Here is an 18,605-nt window from a genome sequence, read left to right as displayed (position 1 = left end):
GAGGGATTCTGGCTGGTCAGGCCGGTAAAACGTGAACCTCGATCGGAAGCGGTGCTGCTATGGGAGTGGCTAAGTGATGGAGTCTGGCCAAGTATTGAGGTAAGCCAAAGGTGAAGACATGAGAGTGCAATGGAGAGTGCGATGGAGAGTGCGATGGAGAGTGCAGCCACAAATGGGGCAGCGCACCCGTGACAAGGCCATCATCGTGATGATGGGCGCACTAATGGGTGGGCTGATGCTGGGTTCGCCGAATCAGTCAACGGCCGCCGAAATCGGACGTGGACCCCAGGGCCATGCTTGGCAACAGGAGGTCGAGATCCATATCGATGGTTCGCGTCTTGTGACGATGCCCGGGGAACGTCGCAATGACGATAGGGAAAGGGAACAGGGTGAGAAAGAAAGCGGCCCCAGTATCTGTCATCAAGCCAGCGGTACGACCTGGTCGACGCGGGATCAGAAGTGCCCTGACTCGAAGCCGCCGGAGCGCTCCCAAGTCTGGTCCACGTCGCCAGAATGACCGAATGGGCTGTTTGAAGGCAGGCGTTTGAGCGGTGACTGACGAAAGTAGTGCTCGAGCAGATCGTAGAGTTCCGGGTAGGCGCGGGCCAATACTTGCGGTGCGCTAAAGAAATATTCGCAGCACACGGCAAAGCATTCACCTGGATGGCTCGCCGCGTAATCATCGATGGGAGGCGTTTCGCCCCGGGCCTGATGTTCCTGTAGATCATCCCATACGGCGGTGAATATCCGATGCCAAGTCGACGCGGACATGTCCGCCGGCAAGGGTGGAAAGCCATCCGCATCCTGTGAGTTGCCCATGTCGAGCTTGTGGGCGAACTCATGGAGGATGACATTGAAACCGCTCCAATTGCCGCTGGCCAAGACATCCACTAAAGACAGCACCACTGGCCCCTGATACCAGGTCTCGCCAACACGCTCGTCGGGATATTCATGCATCACTCCGGCGTCGTCCATGGAGCTCCCTCGACGGCGAAAAACATCCGGCAACAGCAGTATTTCATGCACATTGGCAAAGGCATCTTTCGCGTCCGCATCACTCCATCCCAGGGTCAGCAGACTCGCCTGGGCGAACAGCCCGAGACGGGTCGGCAGGTCGACGTCATGACCCTCAGGGACCGAAAGGCGTTTTTTGTGCAGTAAGCGCCAAGCACGCAGGCCCAGACGCTGCGCGTCATCATCGTTCAGTGCCGCTATAAGCGGCAGGCGTGAGCGTACTTTCTGCCAAATCTGCTCTGGAAACGGATGGCGGGCGATAAACCGCTTCGCCCGCCATTGACGCCACCAGCGCAGCATGGCGCTTGTTAACTCTCGTCCTGCCGGCTCCCGGACTTCCAGGACCAGTCCCGCAGACGCAAATCGAACAGGTCCTTGCGCCGGTCCTTCAGGTTGGTGACCGAGCCTTCCGAGCGCACCAGCTTGAGGCGCGTCAGATCCAGATCGGAGAAGATCACCATCTCGGTATTCGGCGTAGATTCTGACATCACTGCATCGTGGGGGAAGGCAAAATCCGACGGTGAGAACACCGAGGACTGAGCGTACTGGATGTCCAGGTTCTCGATCGAGGGCACGTTGCCGACGCTGCCACACAGCACCACATAGCACTCGTTCTCGATGGCGCGGGCTTGAGCGCAGTGGCGCACGCGTAGATAGCTGTTCTTGGTATCGGTCCAAAAGGGCACGAACAGAACGTCCATGTCCTGCTCCGCGAGCAGCCGAGGCAGCTCCGGGAACTCGACGTCGTAGCAGATCAGGATGCCCACCCGCCCGGCATCGGTATCGAAGACCTGTAGTTCGTCGCCGCCTTCCACCACCCAGTCACGACGCTCTTGAGGGGTGATATGCAGCTTGGACTGACGCTCGATGCTGCCGTCCCGATGGCACAGGTACGACACATTGTAGAGCCGATCCTTTTCGCCCACTTCCATCATCGAGCCGGCGATGATGTTGATATTGTAGGAGACCGCCATACGCGATATCTCGGTCTTGAAACGCTCCGTAAAGCCCGCAAGAAAGTGAATCGCCTGGATTTGATCGGACTGATCGGTCAAGCCCATCAGCGGCGTGTTGAACAATTCGGGAAACACCACGAAATCGCTTTGATAGTCGGCGACCGCGTCGACGAAATACTCGACCTGTTGCAATACTGATTCTACCGAAGCGAATTCACGCATCTGCCACTGCACCGCACCGACGCGTACTTGGGTCTTGCGCGACTCAATGATCCGTTCGGCGGGCTCATAAAGAATGTTGTTCCATTCGAGTAGCGTCGCGTAGCCCTGGGACTTTTCGTCTTCCGGCAAGTACTTGTGTAGCAGACGCTTGACCAGGAAATCGTTGGCCAACTGAAAGGACAAAATGGGATCGTGTATTTCCTTTCGAGCGACGGCATCGAGATAAGCACTGGGCGACATCTCGTGAGCATGCAGATAGTAGTTGGGAATGCGCCCACCGGCGAGAATCGCGCGCAGATTCATCGACCGGCAGAGATCCTTGCGTGCCTCGTAGAGGCGCCGTCCCAAACGATGGCCGCGATAGGACGGATCGATCAGTACGTCCAGACCGTAGAGGGCATCACCATCGGCTGCATTGAGAATGATCTCACGATGTCCGATCAGATCGTCGTACTTGTGTGGATTGGAAAAATCGTCGTAGTCGACGCGTGCCGTCAGCGCCACTCCAACGATCCGCTCATCATCCTCGATGAGGATTTGGCCATCCGGGAACTCGCTGACCAGCTTGTCGATGGTGAGCTTGGACCAAGCACCGCCGATGTCGTCGTAGATGCTGTCCATAAGGGTCTTTAACTGTGGGTAATCCTCCGACTCTAGGTTGCGCAGATTGAGATGGAGATCTTCTAGGGACATGAGTGTCTGAAATCCTGGTCGAGAATTGATGTGCAGATGATAACACGGGGTGGTCTATCGATAAGACAGTGACGCACCGCAAACGCTCACAGCCATGTCTCATTTAAAATAGGCTTGAGTCTATTCGCCCACCCACTCCTTGGTCAGGGTGCGTACGTTCGGGTCGTAACGGTAGACGGTAATACCGCCATCGTAGCGGTGTCCGGTGACCAGTACTTTGGCCTGGGGCGAGGTTGCGATGCTCAGGCTGCGCAGGTAGGACGCCGTCGAGGGGTAAGGGTCGTCGCCGAGGTCGAAATACTTCTGCGGCCAAGGGTTGCCCGCCTCGAACAGTGCAACCCAGTGGGAGCGGTAACCAAAGCGCAGGAACTCCTGGCTGTCGTTGATGAAGGCGAGGGCAACGGTGGTATTGGTTGTCAAATGACGGTCTCCCCAGCGATCCGGTTTATCCGCCATGGGTACAGGTATCAAGCCACTTTTATCGAACTTGCGTGGATCATCCAAATCATAAAGAGAATCTTCCAGGAAAATACCGTTGTAGTAACTTGCCATGTAATTGCGTTGTTCCAACTGGTCGGTATTCCAATAAAGCCCGATGGTGTTTTCATCGCCGGTAACGACCCACTGTCCATCAGGACTGATAGCGGCATCGACCTTGACGTTATTGCCTGGCAGTTGAGCAACGGGTTCAAGCGTTTCGATATCCCACAGAATAACTCCTCCATAATTGCTGAATAATTGGTTGTCCAGAATGGGAGGTATTTCTTTGGGATCGAAGTCTTCGTCATTGCTGGAGCCTGCGGAAACCAATAGCCCCTTTTCTTCGGAAAGACTCAAGCTAAATAATTTCCCTACACCCATAAAGCTGGGAACAGTGCCATCCTGCTTGATCGGTTGCATAGCCTCGCCATGACCATGGAAAAGATTCCACTCATCGTCGGAGGCAATATAGTGCTCGAGCGAGGTATCCCTCACGTGCCCATAGGTCGGGAAGTGGTCGAATTGTTGGAGCACGTCACCATCAACGGTTTGCACCCGCACTTGGTTGTCGAGATCCTGCCACAGGAAAGCATTGCGATCATGGATGAAATAAGCGCTATAGATATTGGCGTTGGTTGAGAGAATTTCACGGCTTTGCTGCTGCAGATCCCAAAGAACCAAGTGCTTGGACTTGTGTGTACTAATGGCATAGCGCCCGTCACTGGAAACCCCCAAGACCATGACTTCTTCAAGTCGTCCTCCAAGCTGGTTACTGGCAGTAGAGCAGGCAGTGAGCGTTAGTATAACGGCTAGGATAAGTATATTTTTCATTATGCTGAGTGCTCTAGTCCAATTAGTACCGACCAAACTGAGAGTTCTTTTGCATTCTTCGCATGATCCCTTCCTGATAGCTCTTCACGAAAATCTCTTCGGTCGGATATTTCATCGCCGAATGCTCGAACAACCAAGTTGATTGATCAACATCATCAAAATCTAAAGAACTTATTCTCAATCTAAAAAACTCTTCATTTTTTATCTTTTTAAACCCCACCAGTCCCAGTGCAGGACGTACCTCCCCACCTCCCGGCTGCCAGTTGTGTTCCTGCCCCAGCTCACGCAGGTGTTGGGCAAAGGTCAGTGCCATTGCCTCGCTGATGCGTGAGTGATGGGCCAGGGGCTTGAGCAGGTCGTAGTCCGGCAAACGCGTATCGGCGTGCAAGGGGCCGGGCGGTGTTGCGGCTAGAATGCGCCGGGCTTCATCGACGATGGCCTGGGTCAAGGTTTCCCAGGCGCGATCGACACGATACTGGTCGCTGGCATCGTCCTGGGTACGCAACAGCAAGGCCGCGTCCCACTGGCCCGGGGCCAGCGCACGACCGCGATTGAAATAGTACTCGCGGAAGTAGCCCAGGCCGCCGGCAATGATCGGCGGGAAGGTCCACCATTTCTTGGTATAGGCACCCCCCAGCGTGCTGATGCGATCGTTGACGCCAGTCACTCACTCACCCACCCACTCCTTGGTCAGGGTGCGCGCGTTCGGGTCGTAACGGTAGACGGTAATACCGCCATCGTAGCGGTGTCCGGTGACCAGTACTTTGGCCTGGGGCGAGGTTGCGATGCTCAGGCTGCGCAGGTAGGACGCCGTCGAAGGATAAGGGTCGTCGCCGAGGTCGAAGTATTTCTGCGGCCAGGGGTTACCGGCCTCGAACAGTGCAACCCAGTGGGAGCGGTAACCGAAGCGAAGGAATTCCTGGCTGTCGTTGATGAAGGCGAGGGCAACGGTGGTGGTGGTAGTCAAATGACGATTTCCCCAACGGTTTGGTTTATCCGCCACAGGCACAGGTATGAGGGCGCTCTTGTCCCATTGGCGGCTATCACCATCTTCATATGGTGTGTCGTCGAGGAAAATACCATTGTAGTAACTTGCCATGTAATTGCGTTGTTCCAACTGGTCGGTATTCCAATAGAGACCAATGGTGTTTTCATCGCCCGTAACAACCCATTGGCCATCAGGACTGATGGCGGCATCGACCTTGACGCTATTACCCGGTAGTTGTGCGATAGGCTTTAGAGTATTGATATCCCAGAGGAAAACGCCGCCGTAATTGCCGAACGACTGTCCTTCCACAATGAGAGGGTGCTCTTCTAGATCAAAGCGTTCGCGATTGTCATAGCCAGCCGTGGTGAACAGGCCACGTTTCTCGGAAAGACTTATATGGAGTAGTTTCCCGGCACTCACGACACCGGGAACATCCCCGTCGCTCAAAATGGTTTGCATGTTGTTGCCATGACCATGGAAAAGATTCCACTCATCGTCGGAGGCAATGTAGTGCTCGAGCGAGGTATCCATTATGTGCCCATAAGTAGGGAAGTGCGCGAACTGCTTGAGCACGTCACCATCAACGGTTTGCACTCGCACTTGGTTGTCGAGATCCTGCCACAAGAAAGCATTGCGATCATGGATGAAATAAGCGCTATAGATATTGGCGTTGGTTGAGAGAATTTCACGGTTTTGCTGCTTCAGATCCCACAGCACCAAGTGCTTGGACTTGTGTGTACTGATGGCATAGCGACCATCGCTGGAAACACCCAATACCATCACGGGCCCTAGCTTTCCGCCAGGCTGAGAACTGGCAGCGCTGCAAGCTGTCAATACCAAGATCATGACGAAAGCGAAAACGGCTTTGGTAGCCAACAGTGCTTTTTTGTACTCAATACTGTCCAAAGCCCGATCCTCCTTTGATTCTGTCCATGATGCCCAGCTTGTAACTCTTGGTAAAAATTTCCTTGCTGGGATACTTCATCGCTGAGTGTTCGAAGAGCCACGTAGATTGGTCGACTTCGTCGAAGATTTCTAATCTTAGTTTGGTCTCGAAGAAAGGTTCGGTTTCCACATCCTTGAACCCCACCAATCCCAGCGCCGGACGTACCTCCCCATCTCCCGGCTGCCAGTTGTGCTTCTGCCCCAGTTCACGCAGGTGTTGGGCGAAGGTTAGCGCCATTTGTTCGCTGATGCGGGCATGATGGGCCAGGGGCTTGAGCAGGTCGTAGTCCGGCAGACAGGTGTCCGCATGCAAGGGACCGGGCGGTGTTGCGGCCAGAATGCGCCGGGCTTCATCGACGAGGGCCTGGGTCAAGGCCTCCCAGGCGCGATCGACACGATACTGGTCGCTGGCATCGTCCTGGGTACGCAACAGCAAGGCCGCCTCCCACTGGCCCGGGGCCAGCGCACGACCGCGATTGAAATAGTACTCGCGGAAGTAGCCCAGGCCGCCGGCAATGATCGGCGGAAAGGTCCACCATTTCTTGGTATAGGCACCGCCCAACGTGCCGGTGCGATCGTCACTGGAATCCGTCGCGATATCGCGCAATCGCTGCACCCAGTCTCTGGGGTCGTACCACGCGCCAGAAGCTTCTCGATTGGAGGGGCCGAGAACGCCGTCTTCATGAGAGTGCAGCACTACGATGTTGCTGACGGCGCGATGGGCATAGGGGAAGGTGCCCATGCCCAGCGGATGCACTTCTCGGCCGGGACGGCGGGGATCAGGTTTGAACAGCTCGTCGCGCTGTCGCACCTTGCTGAAGGGCGTGTCCGGGGACAGGGCGTTGTCGGCCACCGCCGGCTGCCACAGGAACAAATGGTCGATACGCTGTTGCACACCGCGCTCGCCGAGCAGGTTGAGGGCGGTCAATGCCACTCGAGCCCCGAGAGAGTGACCGATCAGATTGATCTTGATACCCGCGTCGAGCAGCTGCTTGAGCACGTTGACCAGCCGGCGGCCACTGTGTGTGGCAATGAACTCGGCCTCGGTGAAGGCGGTGGCGCCGGTATCCCCGGGCCAGGCGATACCCACCACGCGACTGTAGGGGCGCCAGTCGCTCTCGTCCATTCCCGCCGCCCGGTTGAGCTGATACTCCATGCTGGTCAGCCAGCCGCAGGCGCCGGTGCCGTTGAGCCCCTGTTCGTCTCCGTCGATTGACTGGCGCTGACACAGCGTCGATATGGCCGCTGCGCCGCTCGGATGAAGCAGCGCCGTGCCCAGCAGGGGCGGTGGGCGGGCGCTTGCGGCGTCCGCCGCCGCATCAAAGCGGGCCCAGTCGCCCCGGGGAACGTTATAGCCGTGCAGGAACAGGGTGGCATTGTTGCCGGCCAGGCGCAGCTGTTCCAGCTGATCATCACTGAGTAGATCCGGCGTCACCCCCTCGGAGGGGGTGTGCAGGTCGATGAGCATCGGCGGCGGCAGATAGGTCGCGACCACGGTGGTCTCGTTCATCACCGCCAGGGCTTCCGGGGCGCTGAGGCCCGACGCCACCGGATGTACCGGCACTTCGTCGATGGCGATCAGATGACGCCCGGGGGCATCTCGCAACTGCCAGGCGAAGGGGCCGGCGATCACTCCGGGGTGATGGCTGTGGCCACGGTCGTCGGTCACGCCGGTATGGGGGTAGCGATGGGCATCGCACAGCTCGACGATGTTGCCGGCGGGCAGAGGCCGCCCCAGGGTGTCCTTGTGCTCGATAGTGACCAGGACCTTGGATACGCATTCGGCCCGGTAGACGGCGCCGCCACCGTTCTGGCAGCTGGGTTGGAAGGGAAGAACGAGATCATTCATGAGGTTATTTCTTCTAGATGAGCAGAGGTAACACTGTTCCGAGCGTTCCGCGCTAGGCGATGACAGTGCTCGAGACAGGCTTGTTCATTGTTATGACTTTTTGTGCGTATTTCCCGATACCAGCCGATTATGTGCTCCACAGGAAGGGCGTAGTGCTCGGCCAGAGCTTGCAGCATCGTCTGACTGCGCCACTCATCGATACCTTGTAGGTGATCCCGCGTAAGTCTGAAAGGAGCGCTGGCAGGTGTATAGCTATCGGCCTCCATACTGTCCTGTTGCAATGTCCAGGTTTGGCCCGATACGACGCTGCGCATACGATCATTGGGGCCCAGTAGCCGCCTGAGGTCATGAACATTGAGCGTGGATTCAAGCCCCGCATAAAGCCGTGGGTCAGCGTAGCGAAACAGGGCTAATGGTGCCCGTTCACGCTCCACCATGGTCAATGTCTTGAGATGTTCGGCGACGCTTTCGAAGCGCTGCTGACCCTGTAGCTCGATTGCCAACCCCTGTTGAACCCACTCTTTATAGTGCCGATGAGCGACCGGTGAGCAGGGGTCGATGAGCAGTGGACCGACGTTGGCCTGCTCGTGCTGATCAGTCTGCAGATAGAGCAGTTGATAACGAGGCGCGGGTTCGATTTCGAAAATCCGGCGCAATGCTTCTTTATGCAAAGAGAGATCGACCAGGAAGCGGCTTATCCACATCGGCATTGTGCTCCCAAGCCGCAGTTGCTGGGTCCGGACGCCAGTGCAATATCCTGGATTTGACAGGCTTCTACAGTACTAGCACTGTAAACGGCAGCGCTTAAAAGCTGTTCATGAGAGACGGGTACGATAGTCTTGGCAACTTCCGGTTGGGCCTGCCCTGGCAGCATCGCCATGTTGGCCTTTTGTCCACTGCCTTTGCCTGGGTTACCGCCGGCATTAATGCGGACCTTGGGTCCCCCGAGTGTTACCCCGCTGCTGTCGATCTTCAGAAAACTGCCCCCGGCGTTCAGGCTGAGTTCGTCGCCGGCTTCCAGTACGACCTTCTGACCTGCCTTGATATGCAGCTCGCGCCCGCATTCCGAGAGCCAGGCTTGACCTGCCTGGAGGTGCAGGCTGCCCTGGACGATCAGGCTCTGATTGCCGTCGATCTTCGTACGGCGCTCGCCATGCACGCTAAGGTGATCGTCGCGATCGAGTTCACTGATGCGGTCGCGTTTGACCGTGAGGTGGCTGTCGCGACGAATCTCCTCGGTGCGGTCGTTCTCGGTGAGGAGTTCCAGATCCCTCTGGGCGTGAATCCAGATCTGTTCCTGGTCGGTGGCATCCTCGAAGCGCAGTTCGTTGAAGCCGTCGCCCTTGTGGGTCTGGGTGCGGATCACGGTGCGTGTCTTGTGTTCCGGCAGGGAATAGGCCGGGGTGTTTACCGCGTGATAGGTACGCCCGGTGATCAGCGGCTGATCCGGGTCGCCTTCGAGGAACGACACGATGACTTCATGACCGACTCTAGGAATTGCCATCGAGCCATAGCCCCCGCCTGCCCAACCTTGGGAGACCCGAATCCAGGCGCTGCTGGTGTCATCACCTGCGGCATAGCGATCCCAGGGGAACTGCACCTTGACCCGGCCGTGTTCGTCGCAGTGGATCTCTTCGCCTTCGGGACCAACCACGAAGGCCACCTGGGGGCCATCGACCCGGGGCTTGGGATTCTGTTCTGTATAGAGTGCGGGCCGCCAGGCCTGGTCGGCGGGCATCAGCACCAGGGTGTTGTGGTAGGTCGTCATGCCCTCTGAGCCTGCCCGCCCCTGCAGGTGAGCACCGAAGGCATCCTCTTCCAGGGCCTGGGGTTGACTGCCTTCATGCATGACGCTGATGACCTGCCAGTCGCGGTTCAGGGCATCGCTATCGTGATCGGTGAGGGCAAAGCGCGCCCCGGGTAACAGCTCCGGTAGATCGCTTTCGGCGCTCGCAATCGTAGCGTTACTGCGCAGCTGTTCCAGGCGAACCTTCGTGAACGCCTTGCCCGAGGCGTCCGCCTTGTAGCGGCCGGGATAATCGAAGTGTTCATACCCTTTATCAGCGCCGCCACGCTGAGCATGGTCTTCCAGCCCACTGCCGACCTGTTCATGCAGTTGCGCGTATGCCGGCTGCTTGAAGGAATAATCCTTCAGCGTCACCGACGCCGGGCGCACCCGCGCGGTCTGGCGCAAGCGACGGATATGGCGCGCCAGGGCCGTGCCGCCAGAAGGGCTGTGATGAAGGTGGCTATGATAGGAACGTGACCCCAAATTCCCGAGCACCTGCGGGTCGTCAGCAAACACCAGGCGATGCGCTCTACCTGCCTTATCTTCAAACTCATGGAAATAGAACAGGCCTTCTTCCGCGGCCAGGCGCTGGATGAAGGCCAGATCCGTTTCGCGGTACTGCACGCAGTATTCGCGGACTTCTGGCTCCCGGGTCACCGCGAAGGCAACGTCGGTAATGCCGCGCTCATCGAGCAGGGTGTTGATGATGGTCAGCGGCGAGACGTTCTGGAAGATGCGCGAGTTGTGGCGCAAGGAGAGCCGCCACAGGGCCGGCTTGACGGTGATGGCGTAATGGGTACGCCGATGGCCGCGGTCGCCTGAGCGAATTCGCTGACAACGCCGTGGATGCGGCGCACCACGGCGCCGTCCTGCCAGATAGCTAACGATACCTCGCGATCGAGCCAGTCGCTGGCCGAGAGATCATGCTGGCGGCTGGCAAAGTTCACGGTGAGGGCGAAAGGCGTGGAGAGCGTTTCTTCCAAGTGGAAGTCGATGACTGCCGGAGCGTCGGTCGTGTCGTCATTGGCGCCGCTAGCACGTTGCAGGGTGAATTGAAGGCCGGTCGAAGAAACCATGTGTAATCCTTGCAAGAAACACAAAGTTACACAATCTATACGATAATTTGCTCAATAAAAATAGTGATTGCGAATCGTCATATTTGGCTTATACGTTTTGTCGGCGATGTCTTACAAATACATGTGTTTTAAGTAGCACTTGGATGAACATGCGGTTTTTTTAAAATGCGCCCTTTACCGATATCGATAATAAAGGTGCTCATCCTTACGCGGCCCTCGAATGGTCCATTCGAGATCGAACCCTTGATCCATAAAGGTCATACGCGCCCGGTAGCGGTCGTTACCGCACAGGTGAGCCTTACGGGAAATGAGATCGCAGCCATGTTCGTGATCGGCGGCCACTATATCGAATAACCATACCGCCGCTTCGGGTCCACGACGCTCATGAGAAAGAGCGACATGATCACGACAAGGGCGCCAGCGAAAGACGTTCTGAAAGGGCAGCGAACGTGGCGGCGTTGTGCTGGAATCGGCTGGTTGTGAATCAAGCTGGAAGTGGCCGGCTTCGGTGAAGGTCACGCTGTCATCCGCATGACGTGTGACCACGACAGACCCCTGGCCTTCGCCGGACCAGCCGCAGGTTGAGCCGGTGCCGGAGCGTGAGTGAAAGGTGAGACTCGAGATAGATGACAGCCGCGCCTTTAGTTGTACAATGCGCGCCGTCGCTACTAAATCCACTGGTTGAACTGTCATGAGCTACCTAACAACATGAGCTACCTGATTGGTGTCACGGCCCTGTGGGCCTTCTCGTTCTCTCTGATCGGCGCCTATCTTGCCGGCCAGGTCGACAGCTACTTTGCCGTGCTGGTGCGCATTGCGCTAGCGAGCCTTCTGTTCTTGCCATTTCTGCGGCCCTCGGCGCTTTCCAACGGCATGAAGCTTGCCATGATGTGCATCGGGGCGATCCAGCTGGGCTTGATGTACATCTTCTTCTATCAGTCATTTCTGTTGCTGTCAGTGCTTGAAGTACTGCTGTTCACCATCTTTACACCGCTCTACGTGACGTTGCTCGACGATGCCATGGTCAAGCGCTTTTCACCATTCTATCTGCTCACCGCAGCCGTGGCCGTGCTAGGTGCGGCGGTCATTCGCTATGAAGGTATCAGCAGCGATTTCTGGCTTGGATTTTTGGTCGTGCAAGGTGCCAATCTATGCTTCGCCACGGGCCAGGTCGCCTACCGGCATCTTGCCAATGGCCTGCCGCGGAACATTCCTCAGCGCAGCGTGTTCGGTTGGTTCTACCTGGGAGCGCTGGCGCTGGTGATCATTGCCTTTCTCATTTTTGGCTCCACTGAAAAGCTTCCGACTACCGGCGTGCAGTGGGGTGTTCTTGGCTGGCTAGGAATCATGGCCTCGGGGCTGGGCTATTTTCTGTGGAATAAGGGGGCGACTCAGGTCGACGCAGGCGCGCTTGCCATCATGAACAATGCGCTGATTCCCGCAGGACTACTGGTCAATCTACTGATCTGGAATCGTGACGCGGACCTTGCGCGCTTGGCCCTGGGCGGTGCGATCATCGTCGCGTCCTTGTTGATCAATGAGTGGTGGGTACGCCGCCGCGATCAGCGCCACTCAACCACCGTTGCCTGAAACCGGCGATTACTAGCGACTACTAGAAGCTATTCGTTCCCGCGTAAGAAAAAGGCGGAAGCGGAATCCGGTGGGGCCAGTCATCAGGAACGATGAACAAGCGCTGCCAGTGGCTTTCGGAATGCTTGAGTATCAATTGCCGAGGCGATCGACGCTGAACGAAGTGCTGCCCAAGCATTTCGTTCAGTCGGTTCAATTCAATCAAGTCTGTGTCGACCGGTGGCGCCAGCCAATGCGGCTTGTCGAGAAAGGCGCCACGAATAGCATTTTTCTCATAGAGCGGGGCGCAAAAGTCGGGCCAGCGAGAGAGGGGTAGCCAGTCACCGAAAAGGGCATCGGGTGCGATTTCCTGGGGCGAGGCGAGTGAAGCCCCGTCAGGCCAGGAACGAAACAGCACGCCAAGTAGCGCCAAACGATGGGTGAGCGGCGGGGCGCCAAAGGACGCCAATATATCAGCTGCCTCGGGACGACAGGATAAAGGCAGTTGATGATCGAGACTGTGCCGGCGCTTGACGGCCAGTGAGTCGGCGCATCCGGGGCCGATCCAGCGTGCCTGGCTATTCATCGCCTGGGGGCCTTGGGGCAGCCCAAGATAGTATTTGATGGCGAGTTCCAGATGCACCGGTTGTCTATCGTTTTCATGGCGATACAGCAGATCGAGTTCGCCAAGGGTACGTCTTGTGCTGTCGCGTACTGTGAGGTTGTGCGCCAGTAGCTGCGTATCCGGGGCATGCTCCAGCAGGAAGTGCCAGAGCTTTTCATGATAGTGGCCCAGGCGTTTGACCAGGCTCGGTCCTACCTGGGCCTCGATCGTCCGGGGCTTGTGTTCGAATGCACTCAGCCAGTCGCGCCGCCGCTGAGGGTCGTCGAGTCCAAGTTCTTGCAGTGAGGGGCGTCCGGCAATCGGTGTTGTCAGTATGTCCGGTGCGTGAAGCAGCCAGGCAAGGTCCCGGACCAACGGGTGACGTAGCCCGGCCAGATCGGTAGTCATGGCGTCCTGGGAGGTGAGCGGTAGCAAGGACATCGACGGTGCATCGGTGAAGAGCTGAGCTTGCAGTTTGCGGCAAGCAGAGGATGCATTTCAAACCTTCCCTAGTGGTAGGCGGGTCCGGACCGGGTTTGCTCCATCTTGTTATGAGCCCGCATAATGTCGCATCTCGACGGGGTAACGGAGCGCCCATGGCATCCTTCAAGAATATCGGTCTGATCGGGCGTCTTGGCAGCGCCAAAGTGGTCGAGACGCTCAAACGACTGGTTCGTTTTCTCAATGCTGCGCATTACCACGTCATCCTCGAAGAGCGCACCGCCACGGTACTGCTCGATCATGGACAGCAAGAAGCCAGCAAGCGTTTGTTGGGAGATATCTGCGATCTGGTAATCGTGGTGGGTGGCGATGGCAGCATGCTGGGAGCGGGACGAGCCCTGTGTCGAAGCGGTACACCGGTGCTAGGTATCAACCGGGGTCGTCTGGGATTCTTGACGGATATCTCGCCGGATGAGGTCGAAGAGCGCGTAGGCGACGTGCTGGCCGGTCACTATGAGATCGAAGAGCGCTTCTTGTTGGATACTGAAGTCCTTCGCGGCGATAACCTGGTCGGCAGTGGCGAAAGCCTGAATGACGTGGTCATTCATCCGGGCAAGGCAGTGCGCATGATCGAGTTCGAACTGTTCGTCGATGGTCAGTTCGTCTACAGCCAGCGCTCCGATGGCCTTATCATTGCAACACCCACGGGGTCGACTGCCTATGCCTTGTCCGGCGGCGGGCCCATCGTTCATCCCAAACTCGATGCCATCACCCTGGTGCCGATGTTCCCGCATACGCTATCGAGTCGTCCCATTGTGGTGGATGCGGCCAGCGAGATCATGGTGCATATCGGCGAGACCAACGAAACCTACCCCCACGTCAGCTGCGATGGTCAGACCCAGGTAGTATCGACCCCGGGTGATATCGTTCACGTGCGTCGTAAACCACACAAACTCATGCTGATTCATCCGCGAGGACACAACTATTTCGAAATCTGTCGCAGCAAACTGGGCTGGAGCAGCCGGCTTGGAGAGTGATACGTCCATGATCGACGACATCGAGGGCTACGATCTGATAGGTGATGTGCACGGCTGCGGCGCGACCCTGGCGGCATTGCTGGAAAAACTGGGCTATCACAATGACGGGGGTGTCTATCGGCATCCCCGGCGCAAGGCCATCTTTTTAGGTGATCTCATCGATCGCGGGCCTCGAATTCGTTTGGCGGTGTCCATCGTTCGCAGCATGGTCGAGGCAGGGGAAGCGTTCATCGTCATGGGTAATCATGAGATCAATGCCCTGGCTTACAGCCGCCGCTGTCCGCCAGGTCAGAGCTGTGAATGGCTGCGGGAACATACGCCACGCCATAACCGGGTCATTCAGGAAACCCTTGAGCAGTATCGCGATCATCCAGGCGAATGGGAGGATACCCTGGCCTGGTTCATGGAAATACCTTTGCTACTCGAACTCGACGGTCTCAGGGTCGTGCACGCCTGCTGGGATGCGCCGCTCATCAACCAGTTTCTGGCTCACTATCCAGACGCGCGCATCGATGAAGCGTTTCTCGATGACTCGGCGACCCCGGGCAGTTTTGCCTTCCAGGTGCTGGAGCGTTTGACTCGAGGCACCCATATCCGCCTGCCGGAAGGCATCAAGATTCAGTCCGGTGATGGCTTCACTCGGCGAACCTTCCGCGCCCATTTCTGGGCCCAGGCGCCGCGCACTTACGGCGATGTCATCTTTCAGCCGGACAACCTGCCCGATGATCTCGAGGAGCGCCCCCTGTCGGAACGGGAGCAGGCTCGTCTGGCTTACTATGGCCCCGAGGAGCGGCCGCTTTTCATCGGCCATTACTGGTGTGAGGGAATACCGGCATTGCCCGCGCCCAATATCGCCTGCGTGGATTACAGCGCGGTGAAGTTCGGGCGTCTGGTTGCCTATCGCTGGGACGGCGAGCAAGTCTTGAGCGCCGACAAGTTCGTTTGGGTGCGGGTGCCGCGAGATGAGCAGGCGAGGCCTCGGCCCTGGGAAATCGACCTGGATTAGAAGCCTTACAATTTATTACGCAAATAGTTGCCCGCATGGGAAACTTGTCGTATCGATCATCGTCTCAATAGGTGTTCCCTTGAATGATTCCTTGCTCGTTGTCCGGCGGCCCTCTCCGCCGGACTTTTTATTGTGTGGGATACTAGTCGCGTTAGATCATTGCTTGAGCGTACCGACAACAAGAGGGCGAACGGATGCATAAGGTGCTGATGCTGCCCAGGGATACCGATACCCGGGCGCTACGCCAAGCGCTCTGGGCCCAGCGTATCGGCCATCGCTTTACCGAGGAAAATGATGCCCAGGTACTATGGCTGGCGGATCCTCGCCAGCAGGAAGATCTGATGCAGCTGGTCGAGCGTTGGAAGCGCGGTGAATCATTGACCCTGAACGCCGAGCAGCGCTCTAGGTCGCGAGGCTGGCGCCAAGGAATACTGGCCGAGGCACCCCTGGCGGCGGGGCTGATCTTGTTGTGTTTGGCGGTATTCGGGTTGATGGCCATCTTGGGTGATCTGGTCATTGCGGCCATGACCATCACGCCTCTTGGCGTGGTAGGGAACCAGCTTAGCGTCGGCACCCTGAGTGACACCCTGTTCTCGGGGCAGATCTGGCGTCTGATATCGCCGGCATTCCTGCACTTCGGCTGGACGCACCTGATTTTCAACATGCTATGGCTATGGTATTTCGGGCGTCAGATCGAAGCGCTGCAGGGGTCGCTTAGACTGCTGGGCATAGTGATTCTCAGCGCGCTGGTCTCCAATCTGGCCCAGTACGCTACCGGTACCGTCTTGTTCGGTGGCATGTCCGGGGTGGATTATGCGCTACTCGGCTATGTCTGGTTAATGGCCTGGCGAGCGCCGAAAAGCGGTTTTTTCGTGCCGCAGATGCTGGTGGTGTTCATGCTGGGCTGGATGGTCTTTACCATGACGGATTTTGCCGAACCCATCGGCTTTGGCAACGTGGCCAACGAGGCCCATCTGGGCGGACTCATTAGCGGCCTGATAATGGGGTGGCTGGCCAGCAGTCGTGCCCGGCGCATTTCATGACAATTCCTGGAGAGCAGACGATGAGCGACATGACCTTCGAGCGCATGATCCAGCAGATGACACCCACCATCTATGAGAGCCTCAAGCAGGCGGTATCCCTGCGCAAATGGCCCGACGGGCGCCGTCTCACCGAAGAGCAGACCGAGCTGTGTCTGGAAGCGGTGATGCGTTACGAAGTCGAGCACAAAGTGCCGGAAAGTGAGCGTATTGGCTTCGTAGGGAAATCGACCTGCGGCAGTGACAAGAACGATGATGAGGACAGCATCACGTGGGTGAACTGATCGCGCTCAGCGGCTGCTTGAGCAAGATGGGCATCACACCGGGTGACAAGGATCAGCCGGCCCAGTATACGCTGCGCGCCGGTGAGCAGCGTCTCGATCTCAACGCGCGTCTCGGCCAATCGTTGCATTTACGCCATACCGGGGCCATTGCTTGCACACACTGCGGACGCCCTATCCGCAAGAGCTTTGCTCAAGGTCATTGCTATCCTTGCTTCAAACGCCTGGCCCAGTGCGATACCTGCATCGTCAAGCCGGAGCTTTGCCATTATTTTGCCGGCACCTGCCGCGAGCCCGAGTGGGGCGAGCGCCACTGCTTCCAGCCCCATGTCATCTATCTGGCCAACTCTTCCGGGCTCAAGGTAGGTATCACCCGAAAGACCCAGATGCCGACCCGTTGGCTGGATCAAGGGGCAATCCAGGCGCTGCCGATTCTCGAGGTCGATACCCGTCAGCAATCCGGTTTCGTCGAGGTACTGTTCAAAGAGCAGGTCGCGGATCGTACCAACTGGCGCGCCATGCTCAAAGGCGAGGTGGCCCCCATGGACCTGCGCGCTGAGCGCGATCGCCTGCTGGAATCCCTTGCAGGCGGACTTGCCAATCTACGTGAGCGCTTCGGCGATGATTTTGTGCGCTTTCTCGACGCAGAACCCATGAGCTTTAAGTATCCGGTGCTTCAATCGCCGACCAAGGTGGTATCTCATAACTTCGACAAGAATCCTGATGTTTCCGGCACCTTGCTCGGCTTGAAAGGACAATATGTGATGCTCGATACCGGCGTCATCAACCTGCGCAAGTTCTCCGGTTATGAAGTGAGCGTTCAGTAGCCTTGCCGTCGCATCATGATATGTTGAACAAACAATCATCAACGAGGTGCGACAATGCCAGGAATAACAAGGATATTACTCGCCGCTGGATTGACTGCGACGACGCTGGGCGCTCAGGCCCAGGAACAAAAGCAGGTCAATATCGCCACCCTCAACTGGGCCGAGAACATCGCCGCGGCCAACATGTGGAAGCTCGTGCTTGAGCAGGCGCCCTACGATTACCAGGTGGATATTACCAACGTTGGCAAGAGCGTGGCCTTCAGCGGCATCGCCAACGGCGACATGGATATTTCCCTGGAAACCTGGCTGCCCACCACCGACAAGGACTACATCGAGCCTCACAAGGAGCAGCTGACCGTTCACGAAACCTGGTACGACGGCCCGGGACTGGGGTTGGTGGTGCCGGCCTATGTGGATATCGATTCGATTTCCGAACTTGCCGAAAAAGCCGACGATTTCGACTATCAAGGTCGCGCTACCATTGTCGGCATCGACCCAGGCTCGACGATCTCGACGGCCACCGAAGACGCCATCGAGACCTATGACCTGCCGATGCGTCAACTCAGTAGCTCCGAGGTCGCCATGATGGCGGCGCTAAAGGATGCCTACAAGCGCCAGGAGCCCATGGTGGTGACCCTGTGGAATCCGCACTGGGCTTTTGCCGAATACGATCTCAAGTATCTCGACGACCCTGAGAACGTCTACGGCGCCGAAGAAGAAGCCATCTACTGGTTCTCGCGTAAGGGTTTCGCGGAAGACGATCCCTGGTTGACTGCAGTACTCAATGCCTGGGAAATGGACGATGACTCCCTCGGTGGTCTGATGGCAGTCATCGAGGAAACCGGCGATCCGGCGGAAGGTGCTCGACAGTGGATCGAGGAAAATCGCGAGCTGGTGGACGGCTGGCTAGAGGCCGGTGACAGCGCAAACTAACGACAACCCTCGAAAAAGGAATGA

The 18,605-nt window shown here is 57.5% G+C and carries 17 protein-coding genes and 1 pseudogene; 8 read left to right on the top strand and 10 right to left on the bottom strand.

Features of this window, described 5'->3' with window-relative positions:
• Positions 1 to 172: 172 nt before the first annotated feature.
• Entirely contained in the window at positions 173 to 517 is a 345-nt protein-coding gene (locus CH74_RS18550) for a hypothetical protein (RefSeq protein ID WP_156181337.1), read from the top strand.
• Here CH74_RS18550 and CH74_RS03510 read toward each other — a convergent pair.
• The 9 genes and pseudogenes from CH74_RS03510 to CH74_RS03470 all read right to left on the bottom strand — a co-directional run bounded on the left by CH74_RS03510 (position 454) and on the right by CH74_RS03470 (position 11,536).
• Entirely contained in the window at positions 454 to 1,314 is an 861-nt protein-coding gene (locus CH74_RS03510; protein ID WP_082140271.1) for a zinc-dependent peptidase, read from the bottom strand. The two genes, CH74_RS18550 and CH74_RS03510, sit on opposite strands and share 64 nt — an antisense overlap.
• 8 nt (positions 1,315 to 1,322) lie before the next feature.
• Positions 1,323 to 2,885 carry a bifunctional GNAT family N-acetyltransferase/carbon-nitrogen hydrolase family protein gene (locus CH74_RS03505; protein ID WP_048306094.1) on the bottom strand — a complete coding sequence of 521 codons (1,563 nt, stop codon included), beginning with the start codon at positions 2,883 to 2,885 and terminating at the stop codon, positions 1,323 to 1,325.
• 120 nt (positions 2,886 to 3,005) lie between these two features.
• Complete coding sequence (locus CH74_RS03500) at positions 3,006 to 4,196, bottom strand: WD40 repeat domain-containing protein (RefSeq protein WP_048306093.1); 1,191 nt, start codon at positions 4,194 to 4,196, stop codon at positions 3,006 to 3,008.
• Between the two features lie 22 nt (positions 4,197 to 4,218).
• Positions 4,219 to 4,863: a hypothetical protein gene (locus CH74_RS03495; protein ID WP_048306092.1), complete on the bottom strand. Its 645-nt coding sequence runs from the start codon at positions 4,861 to 4,863 to the stop codon at positions 4,219 to 4,221.
• Positions 4,864 to 6,090 (bottom strand): WD40 repeat domain-containing protein, encoded by a 1,227-nt coding sequence (locus tag CH74_RS03490; RefSeq protein ID WP_053070607.1) that lies wholly within the window; start codon positions 6,088 to 6,090, stop codon positions 4,864 to 4,866.
• On the bottom strand, positions 6,077 to 7,978 hold the full coding sequence (locus CH74_RS03485) for an alpha/beta hydrolase (protein ID WP_048306091.1): 1,902 nt from the start codon (positions 7,976 to 7,978) through the stop codon (positions 6,077 to 6,079). The genes CH74_RS03490 and CH74_RS03485 overlap by 14 nt, the downstream gene beginning before the upstream one ends.
• Positions 7,975 to 8,688 (bottom strand): DUF4123 domain-containing protein, encoded by a 714-nt coding sequence (locus CH74_RS03480; RefSeq protein ID WP_082140270.1) that lies wholly within the window; start codon positions 8,686 to 8,688, stop codon positions 7,975 to 7,977. Before CH74_RS03480 ends, CH74_RS03485 begins: the two co-directional genes overlap by 4 nt.
• Positions 8,673 to 10,843, bottom strand: a pseudogene (locus tag CH74_RS03475) (type VI secretion system Vgr family protein). The gene CH74_RS03480 and the pseudogene CH74_RS03475 overlap by 16 nt, the downstream one beginning before the upstream one ends.
• A 174-nt stretch (positions 10,844 to 11,017) precedes the next feature.
• Positions 11,018 to 11,536: a DUF6314 family protein gene (locus tag CH74_RS03470; protein WP_156181335.1), complete on the bottom strand. Its 519-nt coding sequence runs from the start codon at positions 11,534 to 11,536 to the stop codon at positions 11,018 to 11,020.
• 15 nt (positions 11,537 to 11,551) lie between these two features.
• On the opposite strand from CH74_RS03470, the gene CH74_RS03465 reads away from it, so the two are divergent.
• Positions 11,552 to 12,433 carry a carboxylate/amino acid/amine transporter gene (locus CH74_RS03465; RefSeq protein ID WP_048306088.1) on the top strand — a complete coding sequence of 294 codons (882 nt, stop codon included), beginning with the start codon at positions 11,552 to 11,554 and terminating at the stop codon, positions 12,431 to 12,433.
• A gap of 22 nt (positions 12,434 to 12,455) precedes the next feature.
• Here the strand turns inward: CH74_RS03465 and CH74_RS03460 are convergent, their stop codons facing one another.
• Positions 12,456 to 13,457, bottom strand: a complete 1,002-nt coding sequence (locus tag CH74_RS03460) for a DUF1853 family protein (RefSeq protein ID WP_253272924.1) — start codon at positions 13,455 to 13,457, stop codon at positions 12,456 to 12,458.
• Positions 13,458 to 13,612: 155 nt separating this feature from the next.
• On the opposite strand from CH74_RS03460, the gene CH74_RS03455 reads away from it, so the two are divergent.
• The 6 genes from CH74_RS03455 to CH74_RS03430 all read left to right on the top strand — a co-directional run bounded on the left by CH74_RS03455 (position 13,613) and on the right by CH74_RS03430 (position 18,581).
• Positions 13,613 to 14,494, top strand: a complete 882-nt coding sequence (locus tag CH74_RS03455) for an NAD(+) kinase (protein WP_048306087.1) — start codon at positions 13,613 to 13,615, stop codon at positions 14,492 to 14,494.
• A 7-nt stretch (positions 14,495 to 14,501) separates the two neighbouring features.
• Entirely contained in the window at positions 14,502 to 15,500 is a 999-nt protein-coding gene (locus CH74_RS03450) for a metallophosphoesterase (protein WP_172656297.1), read from the top strand.
• 194 nt (positions 15,501 to 15,694) lie between these two features.
• Positions 15,695 to 16,543: a rhomboid family intramembrane serine protease gene (locus CH74_RS03445; RefSeq protein ID WP_048306086.1), complete on the top strand. Its 849-nt coding sequence runs from the start codon at positions 15,695 to 15,697 to the stop codon at positions 16,541 to 16,543.
• A 20-nt stretch (positions 16,544 to 16,563) separates the two neighbouring features.
• Positions 16,564 to 16,824 (top strand): YeaC family protein, encoded by a 261-nt coding sequence (locus CH74_RS03440; RefSeq protein WP_048306085.1) that lies wholly within the window; start codon positions 16,564 to 16,566, stop codon positions 16,822 to 16,824.
• 26 nt (positions 16,825 to 16,850) lie between these two features.
• Positions 16,851 to 17,648, top strand: coding sequence for a DUF2797 domain-containing protein (locus tag CH74_RS03435; protein ID WP_048306126.1), 798 nt, complete (start codon positions 16,851 to 16,853; stop codon positions 17,646 to 17,648).
• Between the two features lie 54 nt (positions 17,649 to 17,702).
• A complete protein-coding gene (locus tag CH74_RS03430; protein WP_048306084.1) occupies positions 17,703 to 18,581 on the top strand; it encodes a glycine betaine ABC transporter substrate-binding protein in 879 nt (292 codons plus the stop codon).
• Positions 18,582 to 18,605: the final 24 nt, after the last annotated feature.

This window comes from Halomonas sp. PR-M31, from assembly GCF_001039575.1.
Classification (GTDB): Bacteria; Pseudomonadota; Gammaproteobacteria; order Pseudomonadales; family Halomonadaceae; genus Modicisalibacter.
The sequence above is the reverse complement of the archived record's forward strand: the minus strand, read 5'-3'. Positions and strand labels throughout refer to the sequence as shown.

Bases quoted from the DNA above. Each gene is read 5' to 3' on its own strand.
- CH74_RS18550 (WP_156181337.1), top strand. From the start codon at position 173: ATGGGGCAGCGCACCCGTGACAAGGCCATCATCGTGATGATGGGCGCA.
- CH74_RS03510 (WP_082140271.1), bottom strand. From the start codon at position 1,314: ATGCTGCGCTGGTGGCGTCAATGGCGGGCGAAGCGGTTTATCGCCCGC.
- CH74_RS03505 (WP_048306094.1), bottom strand. From the start codon at position 2,885: ATGTCCCTAGAAGATCTCCATCTCAATCTGCGCAACCTAGAGTCGGAG.
- CH74_RS03500 (WP_048306093.1), bottom strand. From the start codon at position 4,196: ATGAAAAATATACTTATCCTAGCCGTTATACTAACGCTCACTGCCTGC.
- CH74_RS03485 (WP_048306091.1), bottom strand. From the start codon at position 7,978: ATGAATGATCTCGTTCTTCCCTTCCAACCCAGCTGCCAGAACGGTGGC.
- CH74_RS03480 (WP_082140270.1), bottom strand. From the start codon at position 8,688: ATGCCGATGTGGATAAGCCGCTTCCTGGTCGATCTCTCTTTGCATAAA.
- CH74_RS03470 (WP_156181335.1), bottom strand. From the start codon at position 11,536: ATGACAGTTCAACCAGTGGATTTAGTAGCGACGGCGCGCATTGTACAA.
- CH74_RS03465 (WP_048306088.1), top strand. From the start codon at position 11,552: ATGAGCTACCTGATTGGTGTCACGGCCCTGTGGGCCTTCTCGTTCTCT.
- CH74_RS03460 (WP_253272924.1), bottom strand. From the start codon at position 13,457: ATGTCCTTGCTACCGCTCACCTCCCAGGACGCCATGACTACCGATCTG.
- CH74_RS03455 (WP_048306087.1), top strand. From the start codon at position 13,613: ATGGCATCCTTCAAGAATATCGGTCTGATCGGGCGTCTTGGCAGCGCC.
- CH74_RS03450 (WP_172656297.1), top strand. From the start codon at position 14,502: ATGATCGACGACATCGAGGGCTACGATCTGATAGGTGATGTGCACGGC.
- CH74_RS03445 (WP_048306086.1), top strand. From the start codon at position 15,695: ATGCATAAGGTGCTGATGCTGCCCAGGGATACCGATACCCGGGCGCTA.
- CH74_RS03440 (WP_048306085.1), top strand. From the start codon at position 16,564: ATGAGCGACATGACCTTCGAGCGCATGATCCAGCAGATGACACCCACC.
- CH74_RS03435 (WP_048306126.1), top strand. From the start codon at position 16,851: ATGGGCATCACACCGGGTGACAAGGATCAGCCGGCCCAGTATACGCTG.
- CH74_RS03430 (WP_048306084.1), top strand. From the start codon at position 17,703: ATGCCAGGAATAACAAGGATATTACTCGCCGCTGGATTGACTGCGACG.